The 19,437-nt window shown below is 74.4% G+C and carries 20 protein-coding genes; 13 read left to right on the forward strand and 7 right to left on the reverse strand.

Annotated features, from left to right (window positions below; all coding sequences use genetic code 11):
* Positions 1 to 57: 57 nt before the first annotated feature.
* The 7 genes from ACWH4W_RS23985 to ACWH4W_RS24015 all read left to right on the forward strand — a co-directional run bounded on the left by ACWH4W_RS23985 (position 58) and on the right by ACWH4W_RS24015 (position 8,403).
* Positions 58 to 957: an STAS domain-containing protein gene (locus tag ACWH4W_RS23985; RefSeq protein ID WP_473077924.1), complete on the forward strand. Its 900-nt coding sequence runs from the start codon at positions 58 to 60 to the stop codon at positions 955 to 957.
* On the forward strand, positions 954 to 1,367 hold the full coding sequence (locus ACWH4W_RS23990; RefSeq protein WP_473077925.1) for an STAS domain-containing protein: 414 nt from the start codon (positions 954 to 956) through the stop codon (positions 1,365 to 1,367). Before ACWH4W_RS23985 ends, ACWH4W_RS23990 begins: the two co-directional genes overlap by 4 nt.
* The gene (locus ACWH4W_RS23995; protein WP_106415620.1) at positions 1,367 to 1,810 is read left to right on the forward strand and encodes an anti-sigma regulatory factor; all 444 of its coding nucleotides are present in this window, start codon (positions 1,367 to 1,369) and stop codon (positions 1,808 to 1,810) included. Before ACWH4W_RS23990 ends, ACWH4W_RS23995 begins: the two co-directional genes overlap by 1 nt.
* Positions 1,810 to 2,877 (forward strand): SpoIIE family protein phosphatase, encoded by a 1,068-nt coding sequence (locus ACWH4W_RS24000; protein ID WP_473077926.1) that lies wholly within the window; start codon positions 1,810 to 1,812, stop codon positions 2,875 to 2,877. The genes ACWH4W_RS23995 and ACWH4W_RS24000 overlap by 1 nt, the downstream gene beginning before the upstream one ends.
* Entirely contained in the window at positions 2,874 to 4,595 is a 1,722-nt protein-coding gene (locus tag ACWH4W_RS24005) for a PP2C family protein-serine/threonine phosphatase (RefSeq protein ID WP_473077927.1), read from the forward strand. Before ACWH4W_RS24000 ends, ACWH4W_RS24005 begins: the two co-directional genes overlap by 4 nt.
* 141 nt (positions 4,596 to 4,736) lie before the next feature.
* A complete protein-coding gene (locus ACWH4W_RS24010) occupies positions 4,737 to 6,110 on the forward strand; it encodes an NAD(P)/FAD-dependent oxidoreductase (RefSeq protein ID WP_473079249.1) in 1,374 nt (457 codons plus the stop codon).
* Positions 6,111 to 6,171: 61 nt separating this feature from the next.
* Positions 6,172 to 8,403: an FUSC family protein gene (locus tag ACWH4W_RS24015; RefSeq protein WP_473077928.1), complete on the forward strand. Its 2,232-nt coding sequence runs from the start codon at positions 6,172 to 6,174 to the stop codon at positions 8,401 to 8,403.
* Positions 8,404 to 9,088: 685 nt separating this feature from the next.
* Here the strand turns inward: ACWH4W_RS24015 and ACWH4W_RS24020 are convergent.
* The 4 genes from ACWH4W_RS24020 to ACWH4W_RS24035 form a co-directional block, all read right to left on the reverse strand.
* Positions 9,089 to 9,517, reverse strand: coding sequence for a hypothetical protein (locus ACWH4W_RS24020; RefSeq protein ID WP_106415616.1), 429 nt, complete (start codon positions 9,515 to 9,517; stop codon positions 9,089 to 9,091).
* A gap of 28 nt (positions 9,518 to 9,545) precedes the next feature.
* Positions 9,546 to 9,770 carry a DUF5133 domain-containing protein gene (locus ACWH4W_RS24025; protein WP_473077929.1) on the reverse strand — a complete coding sequence of 75 codons (225 nt, stop codon included), beginning with the start codon at positions 9,768 to 9,770 and terminating at the stop codon, positions 9,546 to 9,548.
* Positions 9,771 to 9,808: 38 nt separating this feature from the next.
* Positions 9,809 to 10,666, reverse strand: coding sequence for a SigB/SigF/SigG family RNA polymerase sigma factor (locus ACWH4W_RS24030; RefSeq protein ID WP_473077930.1), 858 nt, complete (start codon positions 10,664 to 10,666; stop codon positions 9,809 to 9,811).
* A gap of 249 nt (positions 10,667 to 10,915) precedes the next feature.
* Positions 10,916 to 11,359 (reverse strand): ATP-binding protein, encoded by a 444-nt coding sequence (locus tag ACWH4W_RS24035; protein WP_473077931.1) that lies wholly within the window; start codon positions 11,357 to 11,359, stop codon positions 10,916 to 10,918.
* 150 nt (positions 11,360 to 11,509) lie between these two features.
* Between ACWH4W_RS24035 and ACWH4W_RS24040 the strand changes: the two genes are divergently transcribed.
* The 3 genes from ACWH4W_RS24040 (at position 11,510) to ACWH4W_RS24050 (ending at position 14,038) form a co-directional block, all read left to right on the forward strand.
* Positions 11,510 to 11,740, forward strand: a complete 231-nt coding sequence (locus tag ACWH4W_RS24040) for a hypothetical protein (protein WP_473077932.1) — start codon at positions 11,510 to 11,512, stop codon at positions 11,738 to 11,740.
* Positions 11,741 to 11,798: 58 nt separating this feature from the next.
* Positions 11,799 to 13,265, forward strand: a complete 1,467-nt coding sequence (locus ACWH4W_RS24045) for an aminotransferase class I/II-fold pyridoxal phosphate-dependent enzyme (protein ID WP_473077933.1) — start codon at positions 11,799 to 11,801, stop codon at positions 13,263 to 13,265.
* Between the two features lie 317 nt (positions 13,266 to 13,582).
* The gene (locus ACWH4W_RS24050; RefSeq protein ID WP_473077934.1) at positions 13,583 to 14,038 is read left to right on the forward strand and encodes a cyclic nucleotide-binding domain-containing protein; all 456 of its coding nucleotides are present in this window, start codon (positions 13,583 to 13,585) and stop codon (positions 14,036 to 14,038) included.
* Between the two features lie 7 nt (positions 14,039 to 14,045).
* Here ACWH4W_RS24050 and ACWH4W_RS24055 read toward each other — a convergent pair whose 3' ends face one another.
* Both ACWH4W_RS24055 and ACWH4W_RS24060 read right to left on the reverse strand, forming a co-directional pair.
* Complete coding sequence (locus ACWH4W_RS24055; protein WP_473077935.1) at positions 14,046 to 15,344, reverse strand: MFS transporter; 1,299 nt, start codon at positions 15,342 to 15,344, stop codon at positions 14,046 to 14,048.
* A 71-nt stretch (positions 15,345 to 15,415) separates the two neighbouring features.
* Positions 15,416 to 16,039, reverse strand: a complete 624-nt coding sequence (locus tag ACWH4W_RS24060) for a LysE/ArgO family amino acid transporter (protein ID WP_473077936.1) — start codon at positions 16,037 to 16,039, stop codon at positions 15,416 to 15,418.
* Between the two features lie 67 nt (positions 16,040 to 16,106).
* Between ACWH4W_RS24060 and ACWH4W_RS24065 the strand changes: the two genes are divergently transcribed.
* Positions 16,107 to 17,006 (forward strand): LysR family transcriptional regulator ArgP, encoded by a 900-nt coding sequence (locus ACWH4W_RS24065; RefSeq protein WP_473077937.1) that lies wholly within the window; start codon positions 16,107 to 16,109, stop codon positions 17,004 to 17,006.
* On the opposite strand, the gene ACWH4W_RS24070 is transcribed toward ACWH4W_RS24065, so the two are convergent.
* Positions 16,972 to 17,709, reverse strand: coding sequence for a TetR/AcrR family transcriptional regulator (locus tag ACWH4W_RS24070; RefSeq protein WP_473077938.1), 738 nt, complete (start codon positions 17,707 to 17,709; stop codon positions 16,972 to 16,974). The genes ACWH4W_RS24065 and ACWH4W_RS24070 overlap by 35 nt on opposite strands.
* A 138-nt stretch (positions 17,710 to 17,847) precedes the next feature.
* On the opposite strand from ACWH4W_RS24070, the gene ACWH4W_RS24075 reads away from it, so the two are divergent.
* The gene (locus ACWH4W_RS24075) at positions 17,848 to 19,068 is read left to right on the forward strand and encodes a saccharopine dehydrogenase family protein (protein ID WP_473077939.1); all 1,221 of its coding nucleotides are present in this window, start codon (positions 17,848 to 17,850) and stop codon (positions 19,066 to 19,068) included.
* A 104-nt stretch (positions 19,069 to 19,172) separates the two neighbouring features.
* Positions 19,173 to 19,430, forward strand: a complete 258-nt coding sequence (locus ACWH4W_RS24080) for a WhiB family transcriptional regulator (RefSeq protein WP_473077940.1) — start codon at positions 19,173 to 19,175, stop codon at positions 19,428 to 19,430.
* Positions 19,431 to 19,437: the final 7 nt, after the last annotated feature.

The following is a 19,437-nucleotide window of genomic DNA, read 5'->3' on the forward strand; positions in this document are numbered from 1 at the left end:
GATCCGCCCGGTCCCGGCACGGGTCCGGGCGCATGTGACGAGGAGGAGAGCAGACAGGTGCCGGAGCACGAAGCGGACGCGACCCACGGAACCCCCGCCCGGGAGGTCGGGGACTTCCTGCGGCGGCGACGGGAGCAGGTCGCCCAGCGATGGGCGGACGAGCCCCTGTTCCGTACGGTCTTCACCGTCTCGCGCGACGAGGCGGTGGACGCGGGCCGGGTGATCGTGGACGCGCTGGCCCAGGTGGCCGACGCGCAGCGGATCGAGGACCCGGACGCCGCGGGGTTCACCGGGGTCCGCGAGCAGCTCGCCCGGATGGGGGCGGCCCGCTCTCGCGCGGGGCTGTCCATCACCCAGGTCTCCAGCGAGCTGGCCGCGCTGCTGCCGCCGGTGGAGAACCTCCTGGTGGCCGATCTGGAACAGGAGGACCCGGAGCGGCGGCGGGAGTGCGCGACCGCGCTGAGCGTGCTGATGGGCACCTTGCGGCTGGTCACCATGCAGACCGCGCTGAGCGAGAACCAGGCCCTGATCGACCGGCAGCGGCTGCAGTTGCTGGAGGTGGCGACACCGGTGATCAAGCTGTGGGACGGGATCGTCGCGGTCCCGCTGATCGGGACGCTGGACAGCGCCCGCAGCCAGGTGGTGATGGAGACGCTGCTGAACTCGGTCGTCGACCAGCACGCCCGGTTCGCGATCCTCGACATCACCGGCGTGCCGACGGTCGACTCGCTGGTGGCGCAGCACCTGATGAAGACGGTCGCCGCCGCCCGGCTGATGGGCGCCGAGTGCGTCGTCTCCGGCATCCGCCCGGCGATCGCGCAGACCATCGTGCACCTCGGACTGGACCTCGGCACGGTCAAGACCCGCGCGAGCCTCGCCGACGCGCTCGGGTACTGCCTGAACGAGCTGGGCGCGAACATCGTGAACGCTCCGGCCGAGGGTGCGGTCCGGCGGTGAGCGAACACTTCGCCCGCCAGGTCGCGGGACACGTGCCGGTGCTGCGGCTCGGGGACGTGCTGCTGGTCACCCTCCAGGGCGACCTGCACGACAGCATGGCCTCCCAGCTCCAGCAGGACCTGGCCGAGACGATCGCCGCCAGCCGGGTCACCGGCGTGGTGATCGACATCTCCGGGGTGGAGATCGTCGACTCCTTCCTCGGCCGGGTGCTGGCTGAGACCGCGGCGCAGACCGAGCTGCTGGCCGCGCGGACCGTGGTGGCGGGCATGCGGCCCGCGGTGGCGATCACGCTGGTGGAGCTGGGCCTGACGTTCCCGGAGCTGCGCACCGCGCTCACCACCGAGGCGGCGCTGGAACTGCTGGCGCAGCCCATCGTCGCGAGCCGGTCCGGCGGCGAGGGGAGACCGTGATGGACACCGCCGCGGACGTCGAGGCGCGGCTGCCCATCCGGTCGGACCTGGACCTCGCGTGGGTGCGTCAGCACGTGCGGCAGGCCGCGACCCGGCTCGGCTTCGGACTGGTGGACCAGACGAAGCTGGTGACGGCGGCCAGCGAGCTGGCCCGTAACACTCTGGTGCACGGCGGGGGCGGCGTCCTGGAGACGTCGCGGGTCACCGCCGCCGACGGGACGGCCGGGCTGCGGCTGACCTTCTCCGACGAGGGCCCCGGGATCGCGGATCTCGACCGGGCCCTCAGCGACGGTTACACCTCGGGCGACGGACTGGGCATGGGGCTGGGCGGGGCGCGGCGCCTGGTGCACGACTTCCAGGTCGACAGCACTCCGGGCGCGGGCACCACCGTGCGGGTCACCTCGTGGGTGTCCCGGCCGGTCCGGCCGCGCGGAGGTGCGTGATGCCGCGCGTGTGGCACGTGCCCGTGCACGACCCGACCCGGGTGCGGGACGCCAGGGTGGCGGCGGAGGAGGCCGCGGGCCGGGCCGGACTGGACGAACAGCGCCGGGCGGCGTGCGCGCTGGTCGCCACCGAGCTGGCGACCAACCTGCTGAAGCACGCGAAGGCCGGCGAGGTGGTCGTCGGCGTCGTCGATCCCGCCGTGCTGCCCGAGGGGCGGCCGGGGCGGGCCGTGCAGATCACCGCGCTCGACCACGGGCCGGGCATCGCCGACGTGCCCGGCGCGTTCGAGGACGGCTTCACCACCAGCGGCTCGCTCGGCGCGGGCCTGGGCACGTGCCGGCGGGTCGCCGACGCCTTCGGCCTGCACAGCGTGCCCGGCCGCGGCACGGTCGCGGTGGCCCGGGTCGGGCCCGCCACGACCGGTCTCGTCCCGGACGAGAACCCCGCGCGGTCGCTCGGCGTGCACGCGGGCGGCGTCAACGTGCCGTTCGCGGGCGCCGAGCTGTCCGGCGACGCCTGGTCGTGGGTGCGGTCCGGCGACCGGGTGACGCTGATGCTGGCGGACGGGCTGGGCCACGGCGCCGAGGCCGCCCGCGCCTCCGACGCCGCCGTGGAGGAGCTGCGCCACTGCGCCCGGCTGCCGCCCGCCGAACTGCTCCAGCGGCTGCACACCGCGCTGTCCGGGACCCGCGGCGCGGCGGTCGCCGCGGCCCAGCTCGACACCTGGACCGGGCGGCTGCGGTTCGCGGGCATCGGCAACGTGACCGCGCGGCTGCGGGACGGCGGGCGCTGGCGGACACTGCTGTCCCGGCCCGGGATCGTCGGCGCGCACCGGCCCCGCACGGTGCGCGAGGACGAGGTCGACTGGACCCCGGACAGCCTGCTGATCCTGCACACGGACGGGCTGCCGTCCCGCTGGACGCCGCCCTCGGACACCGGCGTGCCCCCGGCCGACCCGGCCGTGACGGCCGGCGTGGCGGTCCGCGACGCGGGCAGCGCGGCCCGCCCGGTGCGGGACGACACCGCCGTGGCCGTGCTCGCCAACGTCCCGGAGGCTCGTTCATGACGCGCGCCTGGCGCATCACGACCGTCACCGACGCGGCCCGCGCCCGGATCGCCGTGGCGCGACTGGCCGCCGCCTGCGGCGTGCCCACCGTGGAGCGGACCCGGCTGGCCACCGCCCTCAGCGGGCAGCTGCGGCAGTGCCTCACCAAGGGCGGCACCTGGCTGCTCACGCTGGAGACGGCCGAGGACGAGAGCGCCGGTCCGGGCGAGCTGCACGTGGTGGTCGTGCCGGCCCCGGACGCCGCCGGGGAGCGCGCCCCGTGGACGACGAGCGTGCGCTGCCCCGAGCCGGGCCGGGTGTCCGACCCGTGCCCGGTGCCGGAGGAGGCGACCGTGCTGTCCGAGGGGCTGCTGGGGGCCGACGAGGACACCTCGGTGGTGCTTCAGGAGCTGGCCGAGCAGGAGGGGCTGGTCGCCTTCCACCGGGAGGAGCTGCACCAGACCAACCAGGGGGTCCTGGCGCTGCACGCCGAACTGGACGCGGCGGGCAGGGCGCAGCGGGAGGCGTTCGCCGCGGAGCGCCGGGCGCGCACGGAGGCGGAGAACGCGCGGCGGCGGCTGACGTTCCTCGCGGACGCCAGCGCCGTGCTGACCGCGTCGCTGAACCACGACGAGATCCTGCGCCGGCTGCCGGAGCTGCTGGTGCCGCGGTACGCCGACGGCGTCGACGTCTGGCTGTTCGACGACCACGAGGACAACCGGCCCGCGCCCGCGACGCACCCGGGCGCGGCGGTGCTCGCCGCCCGCACCGGGCGTCCGCAGTACGCCGCCGACCACCCCGGCGACCTGCCCGGTGTGGAGGACCGGCCGCCGTCGGCGCTGGCCCCGGACCGGCCGCTGCTGTGCGTGCCGCTGCTGACGCCGCGCCGGGCGCCGCTGGGCGTGCTGACGCTGTCGCCGCAGGGCGAGCGCTGGGACCCGGACGACGCGGTGATGCTGATCGAGCTCGCCCGGCGGGCCGGGATCGCGCTGGACAACGCCCGCCGCTTCGAGCACAACCGGGACATCGCGGAGACGCTGCAGCGGGCGCTGCTGACGGAGCTGCCGTCGACGCCGGGCGTGGGTCTGGCCGCGCGCTATCTGCCGGCCACGTACGGGCTGAACATCGGCGGCGACTGGTACGACGCGTTCCTGCAGCGGGACGGCAGCCTGGTCACCGTCATCGGCGACGTGACGGGGCACGGGCTGCACGCCGCGGTGATGATGAGCCAGCTGCGCACCGCGCTGCGCGCCTACGCCGTGGACGGCGACAGCCCCGGGCGACTGCTGACCCGGCTGCACGGCTATCTGCGCCATCTCCAGCCGGACCTGTTCGCGACGGCCGTCATCGCCCGCTTCCATCCGGACGGTCAGACGCTGACCTGGGCCGCGGCGGGCCATCCGCCGCCGGTGCTGCGGCTGCCGGACGGCCGGGTGCGCACGCTGGACGCGAAGCCGGGGGCGATGCTGGGCATCCCGCTGAGCCAGGACATCGCCGACCACACCGAACGGCTGGCGCCCGGATCGACGCTGGCCCTCTACACCGACGGCCTGGTGGAGCGGCGTGCGCGGGGCATAGACCCGGGCATAGAGCGGCTGGGCGCGGCCCTCGCGTCGTTCGGCCGCGCGGAGCTGGACACGGATCTGGAGGACGTGGCGGACCGTGTTCTCCATCCGCTGCTGAGCGACTCCGAGCGCGACGACGACGTGTGCCTGCTCCTCTGCCACCTGCGCGGCTGAGGCGTCGCGCGGGCCGCGGCGGGACCCCCGCCCCGACCGCTCCCGGTGCGGTCCGGGGCCGGGGCGGGCATCGTGGAGCTGAAGAGGGGCACGCGTCAGGCATCGACGTTCGAGGCGGACCGCCCGAAGCCGCACGAAGGGATGGACACCGTGACACGACCCAGGATCCTCGTGGTGGGCGCCGGTTTCGCCGGTGTGGAGTGCGTGCGGCGGCTGGAACGCAGGCTCACTCCGGGCGAGGTTGAGCTGACGCTGGTGACCCCGATGTCCTACCAGCTGTATCTGCCGCTGCTCCCCCAGGTCGCCTCCGGGGTGCTGACCCCCCAGTCGATCGCGCTCTCCCTGCGGGGCAGCGAGAAGTACCGCACCCGGATCATCCCGGGCGGCGCGATCGGCGTGGACCTCAAGGCCAAGGTGTGCGTCATCCGGACCATCGCCGGGGAGATCGTCGACGAGCCGTACGACTACATCGTGCTGGCGCCCGGCAGTGTCACCCGCACCTTCGACATCCCCGGCCTGACCGACCACGCCTTCGGGCTGAAGTCGCTGGCCGAGGCCGCCTACCTGCGCGACCACGTGATCTCCCAGCTGGACCTGGCGGACGCCTGCACCGACCCGGCGGAGCGCGCCTCGCGGCTGCAGTTCGTGGTGGTCGGCGGCGGCTACGCGGGCACCGAGACCGCGGCCTGCCTGCAGCGGCTGACGCACGCCGCCGTCAAGCGCTACCCGCGTCTGGACCCCGGCCTGATCAAGTGGCACCTGATCGACATCGCGCCCAAGCTCATGCCCGAACTGGGCGAGAAGCTGGGCCGCAGCGCGCAGGAGATCCTCACCCGGCGCGGCATCGAGATCTCGCTGGGCGTGTCCATCGCCAAGGCGGGCGCCGAGGAGGTCACCTTCACCGACGGCCGGGTGGTGCCCACGCGCACCCTGATCTGGACCGCCGGGGTGGTGGCCAGCCCGCTCATCGGCACGCTCGACGCGGAGACCGTACGGGGCCGGCTCGCCGTCAACGCGGACATGCGGCTGCCGGGCCACGACGGGGTGTTCGCGCTCGGCGACTCCGCCGCGGTGCCGGACCTGGCCAAGGGCGAGGACGCCGTGTGCCCGCCGACCGCGCAGCACGCGCTGCGGCAGGGCCGGCACGTCGCGGAGAACGTCATCGCCACCCTGCGGGGCCGGCCGACCCGGCCGTACGTGCACCAGGATCTGGGGCTCGTGGTGGACCTCGGCGGCACCGACGCGGTGTCCAAGCCGCTCGGCTACGAGCTGCACGGCCTGCCCGCCCAGGTGGTGGCCCGCGGCTACCACTGGTCCGCGCTGCGGACCAAGGTCGCCAAGACCCGCGTCATGACCAACTGGCTGCTGAACGCGGTGGCCGGCGACGACTTCGTGCGCACCGGTTTCCAGGCGCACCGGCCGGGCAACCTGCGCGACTTCGAGTACCTGGACGCCTACCTGACACCGGAGCAGGTGCGGGCGCACGTCGAGGAAGCGGGCCGGGCGGCTCGGTGACCCGGCGGACGGAGACCGGGACGACGGACGGAGCGATGACGACGGGGGAGCGTGCACGGGCGTGAAGGCGGCGGGACGCCGGTGGGGCACACGGCTGCGCGACCACCTGGCGGCGTCCGACCCCGGACTGCTGCGGCTGACGGCCGGGCTGCGGACGGTGGGGGCCATCGCGCTGACCCTGGCCGTGCTCTCCCCGGTCGGCGCCGGCGTCACCCATCTGGTGGCGGGCGCGATGACCTCGATGGCCGCCACCTTCGCCATCCGGGAGCGGCGGCGGGGAGCACAGGCGGTCACGCTGGTGCTGGGGCTGCCGGTGGCACTGGCGTCGGTGTCGCTGGGCGCGCTGCTCAGCGAACGGGTGGTGATCGGCGACGTCTTCGCCGTCGTCCTGATCTTCTGCGCGGTCTACGGCCGCCGGTTCGGCGACCGGGGGATGTCGCTGGGCCTGATCGGCTTCCAGGTGTACTTCATGTCCCTGTTCGTGGGCGCGTCGCCCGGGCAGCTCCCGGCGTTGTGGGCGGTCATGGCGGTCGGATTCGTGTGCAGCGCCCTGGTGCGGTTCGCCGTCGTGCCGGTGACGCCGACGGGGCTGCTGGTGCGGTTGCGGCAGGCGTTCCGGGTCCGGCTGGCGCGGCTGGTGTCCGCGCAGATCGCGCTGCTGGACGCCACTCCCGACGAGGCCGACAAGGCGCTGGAGGAGCTGCGGGAGCGCACCGCCCGGCTGCACGAGACGGCGCTGATGATCCAGAGCCGGCTGGAGGAGGGCACCCCGGACGAGCCGACCGCGCGCCTGGTGCAGCGGCGCGTCGCCGACGCCGAGATCGCCGCCGAGCGCCTGGGGCTGCTGCTGCTGTCCGCCCGCAGCGCCGAGCGGGCGGACACCCTGACCCTGCATCTGCCCGGCGCCCCCGCTCCCGAGGTGCGCCGGCTGCCCGGCCCGGAGGAGGCGACCGCGCTGCTCCGCCGCGACCTGCGGGCGCTGCGCACGCTGGTGCTGCGGACGGGGACGGCCGGCACGGGCGTGGCCCAGGTGCGCAACCGTCTGCTCGGCTACCGGGACGAGGAGAACCTGCCGGCTGCCTCGGCGCCCGTACGGGACGTGTTCCGGGGCGTCGGTGAGGCGGCCCGTGCGGTCATGGGGCTGCGCACCGCCCTGGACGGCCCGCAGGACGAGTCGGACGACAGTCCGGCGACGGCCAGGTCCCGGGAGGAGCTGGACGCCGAGGACGCCGCCATCGACGCCGAGGAGGCGGAGGCGGACGAGGAGGCGAAGGGCCTGCAGCGGCCCACCACCCGTGCCGCCGTGCAGGTGTCCGTCGGCTCAGCGCTGGCCATCGTCGGGGGCGAGCTGCTGTCCACGGACCGCTGGTACTGGGCGGTGCTGACCTGCTGGATCGTCTTCATCAACACGGCCTCCACCGGGGAGATCCTGGTCAAGGGCTACCGGCGGCTGCTGGGCACGGTCTTCGGCGTGGTCGCCGGGATCCTGCTGGCCGGGCTGGTCGGCGGGCACACCCTGCCGGCGTTCGTGCTGGTGCTGGTGCTGATCTTCGCCATGTTCTACACGGCGCCGCTGTCGTACACGCTGATGTCGTTCTTCGTCACGGCGATGCTGGGGCTGCTGTACACCCTGCTGCACACCTACAGCTGGGAGGTGCTGGTGCTGCGGGTGGAGGAGACGGCGCTGGGCGCGGTGTGCGGGGTGGCGGCGGCGGCGCTGGTGCTGCCGGTGCGCACCGACCGGCGCACCAACGAGCTGCTGGTGACCGTGCTGGAGCGGCTGTCGGACGTGACGGACGCGGCCGTGACGCAGCTCAGCGGCGGTCCCGCGGACGAGCTGCTGGACAAGGCGCGCGAGCTGGACCAGGCGCTGGGCGACCTGCGCTCGGCCACCAAGCCGCTGACCCACCCGGTCACCCCGCTGCGGGCCCGGCGCACCACCGCCCGGTACGTGGTGGCGCTGCTGGAGACCTGCGCGTACCACGCGCGGTCGCTGGCGGCGACGGCGGAGCTGCTGCCGACCCATCCGTCGATCGCGGCGGACCCCCGGCTGCGGGGCGCGGCGGGCCGCACGGTGCGCAACATCGGGACGATCGCCGCCCGGGTCGCCGACGAGGAGGTCACCGCGCCGGTGGAGACGGGCCCGAGCATCGCCTCGCTGCTGGCGGACGACGCCGCCGCCCGCTACGGCCGGATCACCGGCCGCGTCCTGCGCCACCTGGAACGGCTGGACGAGGCGGTCGTCGGCCTCGCCCGCCCCCTGGACGTACCGGTCGCGGCGCCCGAGCGCTGAGATTCCGCGCCCGGCGCGCCGGCGACAGCAGCCCGGGCGCATGACCACCGCGCCGAAGCCCACCGCCACGGCCCACGGCCCACGGCAAGCACCACGCCGCCCCACGACCCGGCGTGAAACCGACCGCCACGGCCCAGCACGACACCACCCGCCACGGCCGGATCCCGCGCGCCGCCGAGAATGGCCGGACGAGGCGGTCGTCGGCCTCGCCCGCCCCCTGGACGTACCGGTCACGGCGCCCGAGCGCTGAGATTCCGCGCCCGGCGCGCCGGCGACAGCAGCCCGGGCGCATGACCGCCGCGCCGAAGCCCACCGCCACGGCCCACGGCCCACGGCAAGCACCACGCCGCCCCACGACCCGGCGTGAAACCGACCGCCACGGCCCAGCACGACACCACCCGCCACGGCCGGATCCCGCGCGCCGCCGAGAACGGCCGGACGAGGCGGTCGTCGGCCTCGCCCGCCCCCTGGACGTACCGGTCGCGGCGCCCGAGCGCTGAGGTCCCGGATCCGGTGCGCCGGCGACCGCCGCCCAGCTCCTCGCCCCGAACGCGCTGTGGCCGGCCGGGTCCCGGGGACCGCCGACGCCACCTGGACCACGGCCGCGCGGCGGCACGCCCCACGCACGGCGCCGGGGCCGCGGATCGGATCCGCGGCCCCGGCGGTGAGGGGGAGGGAGGTGTGGTCAGAAGTCGGTGGGCAGGCCGCTGGCCTCGGCGATGCCGCGCAGTTCCTCGTTCTGACGGTGGCGGTCGCGGATGATGCCGGCGATCTCGCCCAGCCGGGAGGGGTCGGCGGCGGTCTCCGCGTCGGTGACCACCCGGACCGGACCGCTGTCGTCGACCTCCAGCTCGACCACCTCGTTGTCCAGGCGGCCGGTGACCGCTGTGGCGATGACCAGGGCGGCCTCGTCGCGGACCTCCTGGGGCAGCTCCTCGTCCCCGTCGTCCAGCGCGAGGTCGAGGCCCGACAGGCGGTGCTCGTCGATGGCTTCGAGGACCGGCTCCACCAGGCGGAGCAGAAGCCGGTAGTCCTCGGTGTCCATCCGCACCCGCAGCAGGTCGAGATAGACGTCCACGGGGCGGTGCTCCGGGGTGAACTCGGATTCGCTCATGGGCCTCGGGTTCCCTTCCTGCGTGGGGTCACACGGCGGCCGGTACGGCCGTCGCGGCGGTGTCCCGTCCGTCCGGCGCCAGCCAGGCGCGTGCCGTGGCGAGCGCCCGTCCCACGTCCCGGGTGCCGGTCGACACGCACAGGGTGTAGGCCAGGTCGGCGATCCGCGACTCGGGAGCGGTCGTCGGGGCCGCCGTCAGCGTCTCGTACTCCTCGACGAGGCGGCGCAGCACGGTGGGGTGGGGCTTCAGCATGGGACTCGCTTTCCTGGGCGGGCGGTGCGGGGGGTCGGTCAGGCGGTGGGCTGTTCGCCGCCGCGGCGGCCGGGGCGCTGCCCCAGCACGTCGGCGCGCACACGGGCGCAGCTGCGGCTGATCAGGCGGGAGACGTGCATCTGGGAGATGCCCAGCCGGTCGGCGATCCGGCTCTGGGTCATGTCCTCGAAGAAGCGCATGTAGAGGATGGCGCGCTCGCGCTCCGGCAGGCGCCGCAGCCCCTCCTTGGCCGACTCGCGGTCGACCACCACGTCGTAGGAGGAGTCGGAGGCGCCGAGGGTGTCGGCGAGGCTGTAGCCGTCGTCGTCGGTGGAGAGTTCGGCGTCCAGGGACAGGGTGCTGAAGCTCTCCAGCGCCTCCATGCCGGCGGACACCTCCTCCTCGGTCAGCCCGGTGTGGGCGGCGATGTCCGCCACGGACGGCTCGGGGCTGCCGGGGTTCTGGGTGAGTTCGCGGCGGGCCACGCGCACCTTGTTGCGCAGTTCCTGGATCCGGCGGGGCACGCGCAGCGCCCACATGCGGTCCCGGAAGTGGCGCTTGACCTCGCCGGTGATGGTGGGGACGGCGTAGCTCTCGAAGGCCCCGCGGCTCGGGTCGAACCGGTCGATGGCCTTCACCAGGCCGAGGGCCGCCACCTGGCGCAGGTCCTCGATGGACTCGCCGCGGTCGCGGAAGCGGCCGGCGATCCGGTGGGCCATGGGCAGCCAGGCGGTGACGAGCTCGTCCCGGACCGCGTCCCGCTCGGGTCCGTCCTCGAGGGACGCCAGCCGGGTGAAGAGCGTCGTGGTGTCGGGGGCGTCGTCGTGCCGCCGACGGGACGCGGCGGCGTTCGTCCCGGAGGAGCCGGAACGAGGGGCGGACGTGTCAATGAGCATGCGGTTTCAGCTCCCGAACGGTGGTTTCAGGGATCTACCGCGGGGTGGTCGTCGCGGGACGCACGGAGGAATCCCGAGTCCCGGAGCGGTCGTACCACTCCCGCCGGCGCGCCTCCGGTCCGAAGCACGAACCTCCGATTGCCCCCGGTCCGGTAGAACAAACTCCGCTTCTTCGCGGAAATTGCCGCCGGCCCCGTGCGGACGGCCGGACCGGTCCTCGGACCAGCTTCGGCCGGCCTTGGACCAGCCTCAGACCAGAGAGACCAGGGCGGTGATCCGCTTGCCGCCGGCGGGCAGGTCGGACACCCGGACGTCGCGGGCCAGCCGGCACACGATGGGCCAGCCGTGGCCGCCGGGGCGGCGCCGTCCCTGGCCGTCGGTGGCCGGCGCGGCGACGGGCAGGGCGTCGCTGCGGTCGCTGACGGACAGGCGGACGCCGGGGCCGTCGACGTCGACCTCGAAGCCGGTGACTCCCCCGCCGTGCAGGATCGCGTTGGTGGTGAGTTCCGAGGCGACGAGCAGGGCGTCCGCCAGGGCGTCGGTGTCGCAGGGGGTACGGGTGGCCAGGCAGCGTTCGGCCACCGCCCGCAGGACGGCCTCGCGCACCTCGGCGGGCCGGGACGGGCACGGCTGCCCGGCGGGCCGGTCGCCGGGCGTCCGGACAACGGGTTCGATGAGGTGCTCCTCGCTCATGGGGCGGCTCCCTGGGTCGGTGGCAGGTGTTTTGCCTCAGATCTCCCTTTTCGGCTCACCTGTCCCGGTTCGGGCAAACCTCTCGGACCGTTTCCCGCCCGTTCCCGCCTGCCCGTCATGCGCACGGCTCACCGCGGGTACCCGGGGCGCATGACCGATGTGGTGGACTCGGACGAACTGCTGCGGCGCATCCAGCGGGCGCGGGCCTGCGCGGCACAGGAGGAGCGGTCCTGGCGGGCCCGGGGCGAGCGGCTGCACGGGGACGATCCGCGGGATCCCGGCGCCGCGCGGGACGCCGAGGTCCGCGCGGTGGCCTACGGGGTGGTGCTGCGGGTACTGGACGAGATCCTGACGCCGGGCAGGCACGCCGCGTCCGGCTGACGGGGCCGTGCCCGGACGCGGCGGATTGGCGCGGAGAGCGCCGGGCACCCGGTGACGCATGACTGCCGATCACCACCGGGCCCCGGTCCTGGAAGCACTGGAGGAGCACCACCGCAGCGGACGGCTGGGGTTCACGCCGCCGGGCCACAAGCAGGCGCGGGGAGCCGATCCGGCGGTGCGCGAGGTCCTCGGGGACGCCGTCTTCCTGGGCGACCTGCTGGCGACGGGCGGTCTGGACGACCGGCTCACCCGGGGCCGGGTGCTGCAGTCGGCGCAGGAACTGATGGCCGACGCGGTGCACGCCGAGCACACCTTCTTCAGCACGTGCGGCAGCTCCCTGTCGGTGAAGGCGGCGATGCTGTCGGTCGCGGGACCGCACGAGAAGCTGCTGATCGGCCGGGACGCCCACAAGTCGGTGGTGTCGGGGCTGATCCTGTCCGGCATCGAGCCGGTGTGGGTGGAACCGCGGTGGGACGCCGAACGCCATCTGGCGCATCCCCCGTCGGCCGCGGAGTTCGAGCAGGCCTTCGAGGCGCATCCGGACGCGCGCGGCGCCCTGGTGACCAGTCCGACGCCGTACGGCGCGACGGCGGCGCTGCGGGAGATCGCCGACGTGTGCCACCGGCGCTCGCGCCCGCTGATCGTGGACGAGGCGTGGGGCGCGCACCTGCCCTTCCATCCGGAACTGCCGTCGTGGGCGATGGACGCGGGCGCGGACATCTGCGTGACCAGCATCCACAAGATGGGCAGCGGCCTGGAGCAGGGCTCGGTGTTCCATCTGCGGGGGGATCTGGTGACGCCGGCGCTGCTGGGCATGCGCGCCGACCTGCTGAGCACCACCAGCCCCTCGGTGCTGATCTACGCGGGTCTGGACGGCTGGCGGCGGCAGATGGCGCTGCGCGGCGAGGAGCTGATGGGGTCGGCCCTGACGCTGGCGGACGAGGTGCGGGCGGCCGTCGAGGAGATCGACGGGATGCACGTCGACGGCCGGGACGACTACTGCGGGCCGGGCCTCGCGGACGACTTCGATCCGCTGCCGTGCGTGATCGACCTGCGCGAACTGGGCATCACGGGCTACCGGGCCGCGGACTGGCTGCGCAAGCACCGCGCGGTCGACGCCCACCTGGTCGACCACCGGCGCATCGGCGCGCAGATCACCCACGGTGACGACCGGGAGACCGCCGGCGAGCTGCTGGCGGCGCTGCGGGAGCTGGGGCGGGCGGCGCCCGGGCTGCGCGGCGGCCCTCAGGTGGCGGTGCCGGAGCCGGGCGAGCTGCGGATGGAGCAGGCGGTGCTGCCGCGGGACGCGTTCTTCGCTCCGGCCGAGGAGGTGCCGGCGGAGAAGGCCGCCGGACGGGTCGCGGCGGAGATGATCACCCCGTACCCGCCGGGGATCCCGGCGGTGCTGCCGGGCGAGCGGCTGACCGAGCCGGTGCTGCGTTACCTGCGGACCGGGCTGGACGCGGGGATGTACCTGCCGGACCCGTCGGACCCCGGTCTGGAGACCGTGCGGGTCGTCGCCTAGGGCGGGGACGCCGTCCCGAAGGACCGGGTGAAGGAGGTCACACGCAGTGAGCGCCTTCTCGGTTACGCGAACCTTTGGTCAATGGTTTATCGTTCACTCATCGTGGTGACGGAGTCGACCGACCTCCTCCGGACACCACCGCTTGCGGCCCTGGCTGGTTCCCCCCGTCCAGCCAGGGCTGTTTCATGCCCGGACACGGGCCGGCCGAGCGCTCACGGACCCGTTCCGTCCGCCGAGGTGCCCCGAACGGCGGCAGCGGCTGAAATGAGGAGGGAGGGAAAGCACCCGGACCGCATCCCGGCGAGGAGCCCCGCCCCATGACCAAAGCGATCAAGATCCTGACCGCCCTCCCCCTCCCCCAGCGCGAGAGCCTGATGAGACTGGCCCGGGAGGTGCACTTCCCGGAGGACACCCGCATCTTCGAGTCCGGCGGCCACGCCGACCGGTTCTGGGTGATCCGCTCCGGCGCGGTCTCACTGGACCAGCGGCTGGACGAGGTGCGGCGGATCACCGTCGCCGGGCTCGGCGCGGGCGACCTGCTGGGCTGGTCCTGGCTGTTCCCGCCGTACGAATGGGACTTCGGGGCGCTGGCGTTCAGCCCGGTGCGCGCCTACGAGTTCGACGCGACGGCCGTGCTGCGGCTGTGCGAGGCGGACACCGACCTCGGGCTGTCGCTGATGCGCTGCATGGCCGAGGTGCTCGCGCACCGGCTGGAGATGACCCGCGGCCAGCTGATGGAGCAGTACGCGCTGCGGCGCGGCGGGGTGCTGTGACAGCGGCTCAGACCCGGTAGCGGCGCAGCGCCGGCATCGCGGCGGCGAGCGCCAGCATCACCACGACGACCAGGATCCCGCCGCCCGCGACGGCCGTGCGGGGACCGAAGGCGGACCCGGCGGTGCCGTGCAGCACGTCCGCCAGGCGGGGGCCGCCGGCCACGACGACGGTGAAGACGCCCTGCATGCGGCCGCGCATCTCGTCGGTCGCGGCGGACAGCAGGATCGCCCCGCGGAACACCATGGACACCATGTCCGCCACGCCGGCGAGGGCGAGGAAGGCGACCGCGAGCCACAGGCTGCCGCTGAGCCCGGACCCGGTGACCGCCAGCCCCCACACCACCACCGAGCCGATGACCATCCAGCCGTGCCGGCGCGCCCGGGAGAACGTGCCGGAGAACAGGCCGCCCAGCACCGCGCCGATCGGGATCGCGGCGAACAGCAGACCCAGCGCGAAGCCCTCCCCGTAGGAGGCGTACGTCTGGGCGGCGAGCTGCGGGAACAGGGCACGGGGCATGCCGAGGACCATGGCGACGATGTCGGCGAGGAACGACAGCAGCAGCACCGCGTGTCCCGAGATGTAGCGGAAGCCCTCCAGGATGCCGCGCAGTCCGGCGCTCCCGGGCTTGGCGGCGGTGAGCGGCGGCAGCGCGGGCAGCCGGTACACCGCCCAGACCGTGACGCACAGCGCGAGCGCGTCGAGCAGGTACAGCTCGGCCAGGCCGATCACGGGGATGAGGGCGCCGGCCAGCAGCGGTCCGGCGATCTGGCCGGTCTGCATCACGGTGGAGCCGAGGGCGTTGGCGGCGGGCAGCTCGTCCGCGGGGACCAGGCGGGCGATGGAGGCGCTGCGGGCGGGCGCGTTGAGCCCCCAGAAGGCCTGCTGCAGGGCGAGCAGCAGCATCAGCGCCCAGACCGACCCCAGTCCGGCGAAGGCCTGCACCCAGAACAGCACCGAGGTGACCGCAATGCCGGTGTTGGTGAGCAGCAGCAGTCTGCGGCGGTCCGTGCTGTCGGCGATCGCCCCGCCCCACAGCGCGCACACGATCAGCGGCAGCAGTCCGGCGAGGCTCGCGGTGCCGACCCAGGCGGAGGAGCCGGTGATGTCGTAGATCTGCTTGGGCACGGCGACGGCGGTGAGCTGGCTGCCGACGGCGGTGACGGCGGTGGACGCCCACAGCCGGCGGTAGGCGGGGCGGCGCAGCGGGCGGGTGTCCATGGCCCAGCGGCGCCATCCGCGCGGTCCGCTCTCCTCCCGCTCCGCTTCGGGTGTCCGGGGCTCGGTGCTGCTCTCGCTGGTGTCCACGACCGTCCTGGTTGGTGCTTACATCTACTTGGCCGGGACTCACTATGGCAGGCCTCCGGACGGGCGCGTCCTCAGGCTCCCGCGACGAGCGTCACACCGAGGGCGATCATGGTGGCGGCCACCAGGGCGTCCAGTGCCCGCCAGGCGGCCGGCCGGGCCAGGAAGCGGCCGAGCAGCCGGGCGCCGAAGCCGAGCGCGGCGAACCAGCACAGGCTGGCCAGCGCGGCTCCGACGCCGAACGTCCAGCGCGCCGGACCGTGGTCGGCGGCGACGGAGCCGACCAGGAACACCGTGTCCAGGTAGACGTGCGGGTTGAGCCAGGTCATGGCGAGGCAGGTGAGCACGGCCCGGCGGCGGGATCGCGCCGCCGGGCCGTGCTCACCTGCCTCCAGCCCCGTGCCGGCCGGGCGGACCACTCTGCGGGCGGCCAGGGCGCCGTAGGCGAGGAGGAAGGCGCCGCCGGTCCAGGCCACCACCGTCAGCGCCGCGGGCCAGGCCACCACGACCGCGCCGACGCCGCCGACGCCCAGGGTGATGAGGAGGGCGTCGGACAGGGCGCAGATGCCGACGACGGCGAGCACGGCCTCCCTGCGGATGCCCTGGCGCAGCACGAAGGCGTTCTGCGCGCCGATGGCGACGATCAGGGACAGTCCGGTGCCGAAACCGGCGGCGGCGGTGGCGAAAGCGCTGGTCATGGCGTCGACGCTAGGACGGAAGGCCAGGTGCAGTACAGCTCAGGATTCTTACGTACCCTTAGCCGGTGTGAGGGAGGACCTTCCGCTGGACCAGGTACGGACGCTGCTCGCGGTGGTCGACGAGGGGACGTTCGACGCGGCGGCCGCCGCGCTGCACGTGACGCCCTCGGCGGTCAGCCAGCGGGTGAAGGCGCTGGAGCAGCGCACCGGGCGGGTGCTGCTGCTGCGCACCCGCCCGGTGCGGCCCACCGAGTCCGGCGAGGTGCTGGTGCGGCTGGCCCGGCAGGTGGCCCGGCTGGAGCGGGACGCGTACGCGGAGCTGGGGCTGAGCGGCGCCGGGGAGCCCACGCGGGTGTCGGTCGCGGTCAACGCGGACTCCCTCGCCACCTGGTTCCTGGACGCCCTGGTCCGGCTGCCCGCCCGGTCCCGGCTCTGCTTCGAACTGCGCCGGGAGGACGAGTCCCACACGGCGGCGCTGCTGCGCGAGGGGGCGGTGATGGCCGCGGTGACCTCCTCCCCCGACCCGGTTCCGGGCTGCTCGGTGCGGCGTCTGGGGACGATGCGCTACCTGCCGGTGGCGCACCCGGAGTTCGCCGCAAAGCTGCTGCGGGAGCCGCTGGAGGAGTCGGTGGCGGCGGCGCCGGTGGTGGTCTTCGACCGGCGGGACGACTTCCAGGACGGGTTCGTGCGGCGGCTGACGGGCGGCCGCACCGGGGCGAGCACCCTGCGCCATCACGTGCCGACCTCGGAGGGGTTCGCCGAGGCGGTGGCCGCCGGTCTCGGCTGGGGCATGGTGCCGGAGGCGCAGGCGGTGCCGCTGCTGCGGGCGGGCCGGGTCACGGTGTTCGCCCCGGGCCGGGCGGTCGACGCACCCCTGTACTGGCAGCAGTGGAAGCTGGACTCCCCCGCCCTCGCGGCGGTCGCGGACGCGGTCACGGAGACGGCGGCCCGGGCGCTGCACCGCTGACCCCGAGGCCGGCGAGGTCCCGTTCCGCGCTCGACAGCAGCATGTCCAGCGCCGTGGGATAGGCGCTCTCGACCATGCGGGCGGCGAGCAGCGGGGCGGTCTCGGCGATGCGCGGGTGGGTGGCGGCGGGCAGCCGGGCGTAGGTCGAGCGCCACATGTCCTCGTCGGCCCGCCGTGCCGCGTCGGGCAGCGCCAGGGAGGCGGCGTCGAGGGCGGCGAACGCCAGCGTGGTGTCGATGAAGGCGTGGTAGACGCGGACGGTGTCGGCCGGCGGGAATCCCGCGGTGCGCAGCACGTCCAGCACCGCCTCGTCGGCGGCCAGTTCGTCGGCCCGGCCGGAGACCCGGCTCGCGGTGAGGACGGCCGCCTGCGGGTGGGAGACATGGGCCGCGTGGATGCGCAGGCCGAGGGCGCGCAGGTCGTGGCGCCACTGTCCGCTCCGCCGCCAGCCGTCCAGCGCCTGGCCGATCAGCGCGTCGCCGATGGCGAGGGTGAGATCGTCCATGCCGCGGAAGTAGCGGTAGAGCGTGCTCGGGTCGCAGTCCAGGGCGAGTCCCAGCCGGCGGGCGGTCAGGCCCGTGCTGCCGTGCTCCCGCAGCAGCCGCAGCGCGGTCTCGACGATCAGCCGCTCCGACAGCACCACCCCGCTCCTCGTCGGCCGGCGCCGTCGCCGCCGCTCCTCGGGGACCACACGCTTGGCCATCGCCGCTCCTTCCGCCCTCCCCTCCTTATGCCAACGCCATTGACCTTACCTCCTGGCGCGGCGTTTCATCACGTCCGGGGCCCCGCGAAACGTTCCGGATCCGTGCGGATCCATGAGGAGGGAAGGGAGTGCTCCGTCATGCGCGTACTGCTGGTGGGAGCGGGCGGTGTGGGCACCGCCGTCACCCGGATCGCGGCCCGGCGGCCGTTCTTCGAGCTGATGGTGGTGGCCGACCACGACCCGGCCCGGGCGGAGGCGGCGGTCGCGGCGCTGGGCGCGGACGGTGGCCGGTTCCGTGCCGAGCGGGTCGACGCCGGCGACGAGGCGCAGGTGACGGCGCTGCTCGGGCGGCACGGCTGCGACGTGCTGCTGAACGCCACCGACCCCCGCTTCGTGATGCCGTTGTTCCGCGCGGCGCGGGCCGGCCGCGCCGCCTACCTCGACCTGGCGATGTCCCTGTCCCGCCCGCACGGCGAGCGGCCGTACGAGGAGTGCGGGACCAAGCTGGGTGACGAGCAGTTCGCGCAGGCCGCCGAGTGGGAGGAGGCCGGGCTGCTGGCGCTGGTCGGGATGGGCGTGGAGCCGGGTCTGTCGGACGTGTTCGCCCGGTACGCGGCCGACGAGCTCTTCGACGAGATCGAGGAGATCGGCGTCCGCGACGGCGCCGACCTCACGGTGGACGGTTACGGCTTCGCGCCGTCCTTCAGCATCTGGACCACGATCGAGGAGTGCCTCAACCCGCCCGTGGTCTACGAGAAGGACCGCGGCTGGTACACCACCGAACCCTTCAGCGAACCCGAGGTGTTCGACTTCCCCGAGGGCATCGGCCCGGTGGAGTGCGTGAACGTGGAGCACGAGGAGGTGCTGCTGATCCCCCGCTGGGTGGACGCCCGCCGGGTCACCTTCAAGTACGGCCTGGGCCGTGAGTTCACGGACACCCTCCGCACGCTGCGCCTGCTGGGCCTGGACCGCACCGAGCCGGTGACCGTGCCCGGCCCCGACGGCCCCGTACGGGTCTCCCCGCGGGACGTGGTCGCGGCCTGCCTGCCCGACCCGGCCACGCTCGGCGACCGGATGCGCGGCAGGACCTGCGCGGGCACCTGGGTGCGGGGCGCCAAGGACGGGGCGCCGCGCGAGGTGTACCTGTACCACGTGGTCGACAACCAGTGGTCGATGGGCGAGTACGGCTGCCAGGCGGTGGTGTGGCAGACGGCCGTCAACCCGGTCGTCGCGCTCGAACTGCTGGCGGCCGGCGCCTGGTCCGGCGCGGGTGTGCTCGGCCCGGAGGCGTTCCCGCCCCGTCCGTTCCTGGACCTGCTCACCGCGTACGGATCGCCGTGGGGCCTGCGCGAGCAGTGACCGTTTCCACGGATCCCGCTGTTTCGCGGCGGATCGACAGGTCACCCGAAAGGAGCAAGGCATCCAAAAGGGTGCGCATCGACTCCGGACGCAGGTGACTTTCGATGGACAACTGGCGGCACAGCGCGGCCTGTCGGACCGAGGACCCCGAGCTGTTCTTCCCGATCGGCGCCTCCGGGCCGGCCCTGTTGCAGACCGAGCAGGCCAAGGCGGTCTGCCGGCGCTGCCCCGTGCGGGAGCAGTGCCTGACGTGGGCCCTGGAGACCGGGCAGTCCATCGGTGTGTGGGGCGGCACGAGCGAGACGGAACGCCGCGCGCTCAAGCGGCGCATCGCGGCCCGCCGTTCGTCGGGCGGAGCCTGACGGGCGC

Source organism: Streptomyces sp. DSM 120436 (assembly GCF_055778765.1).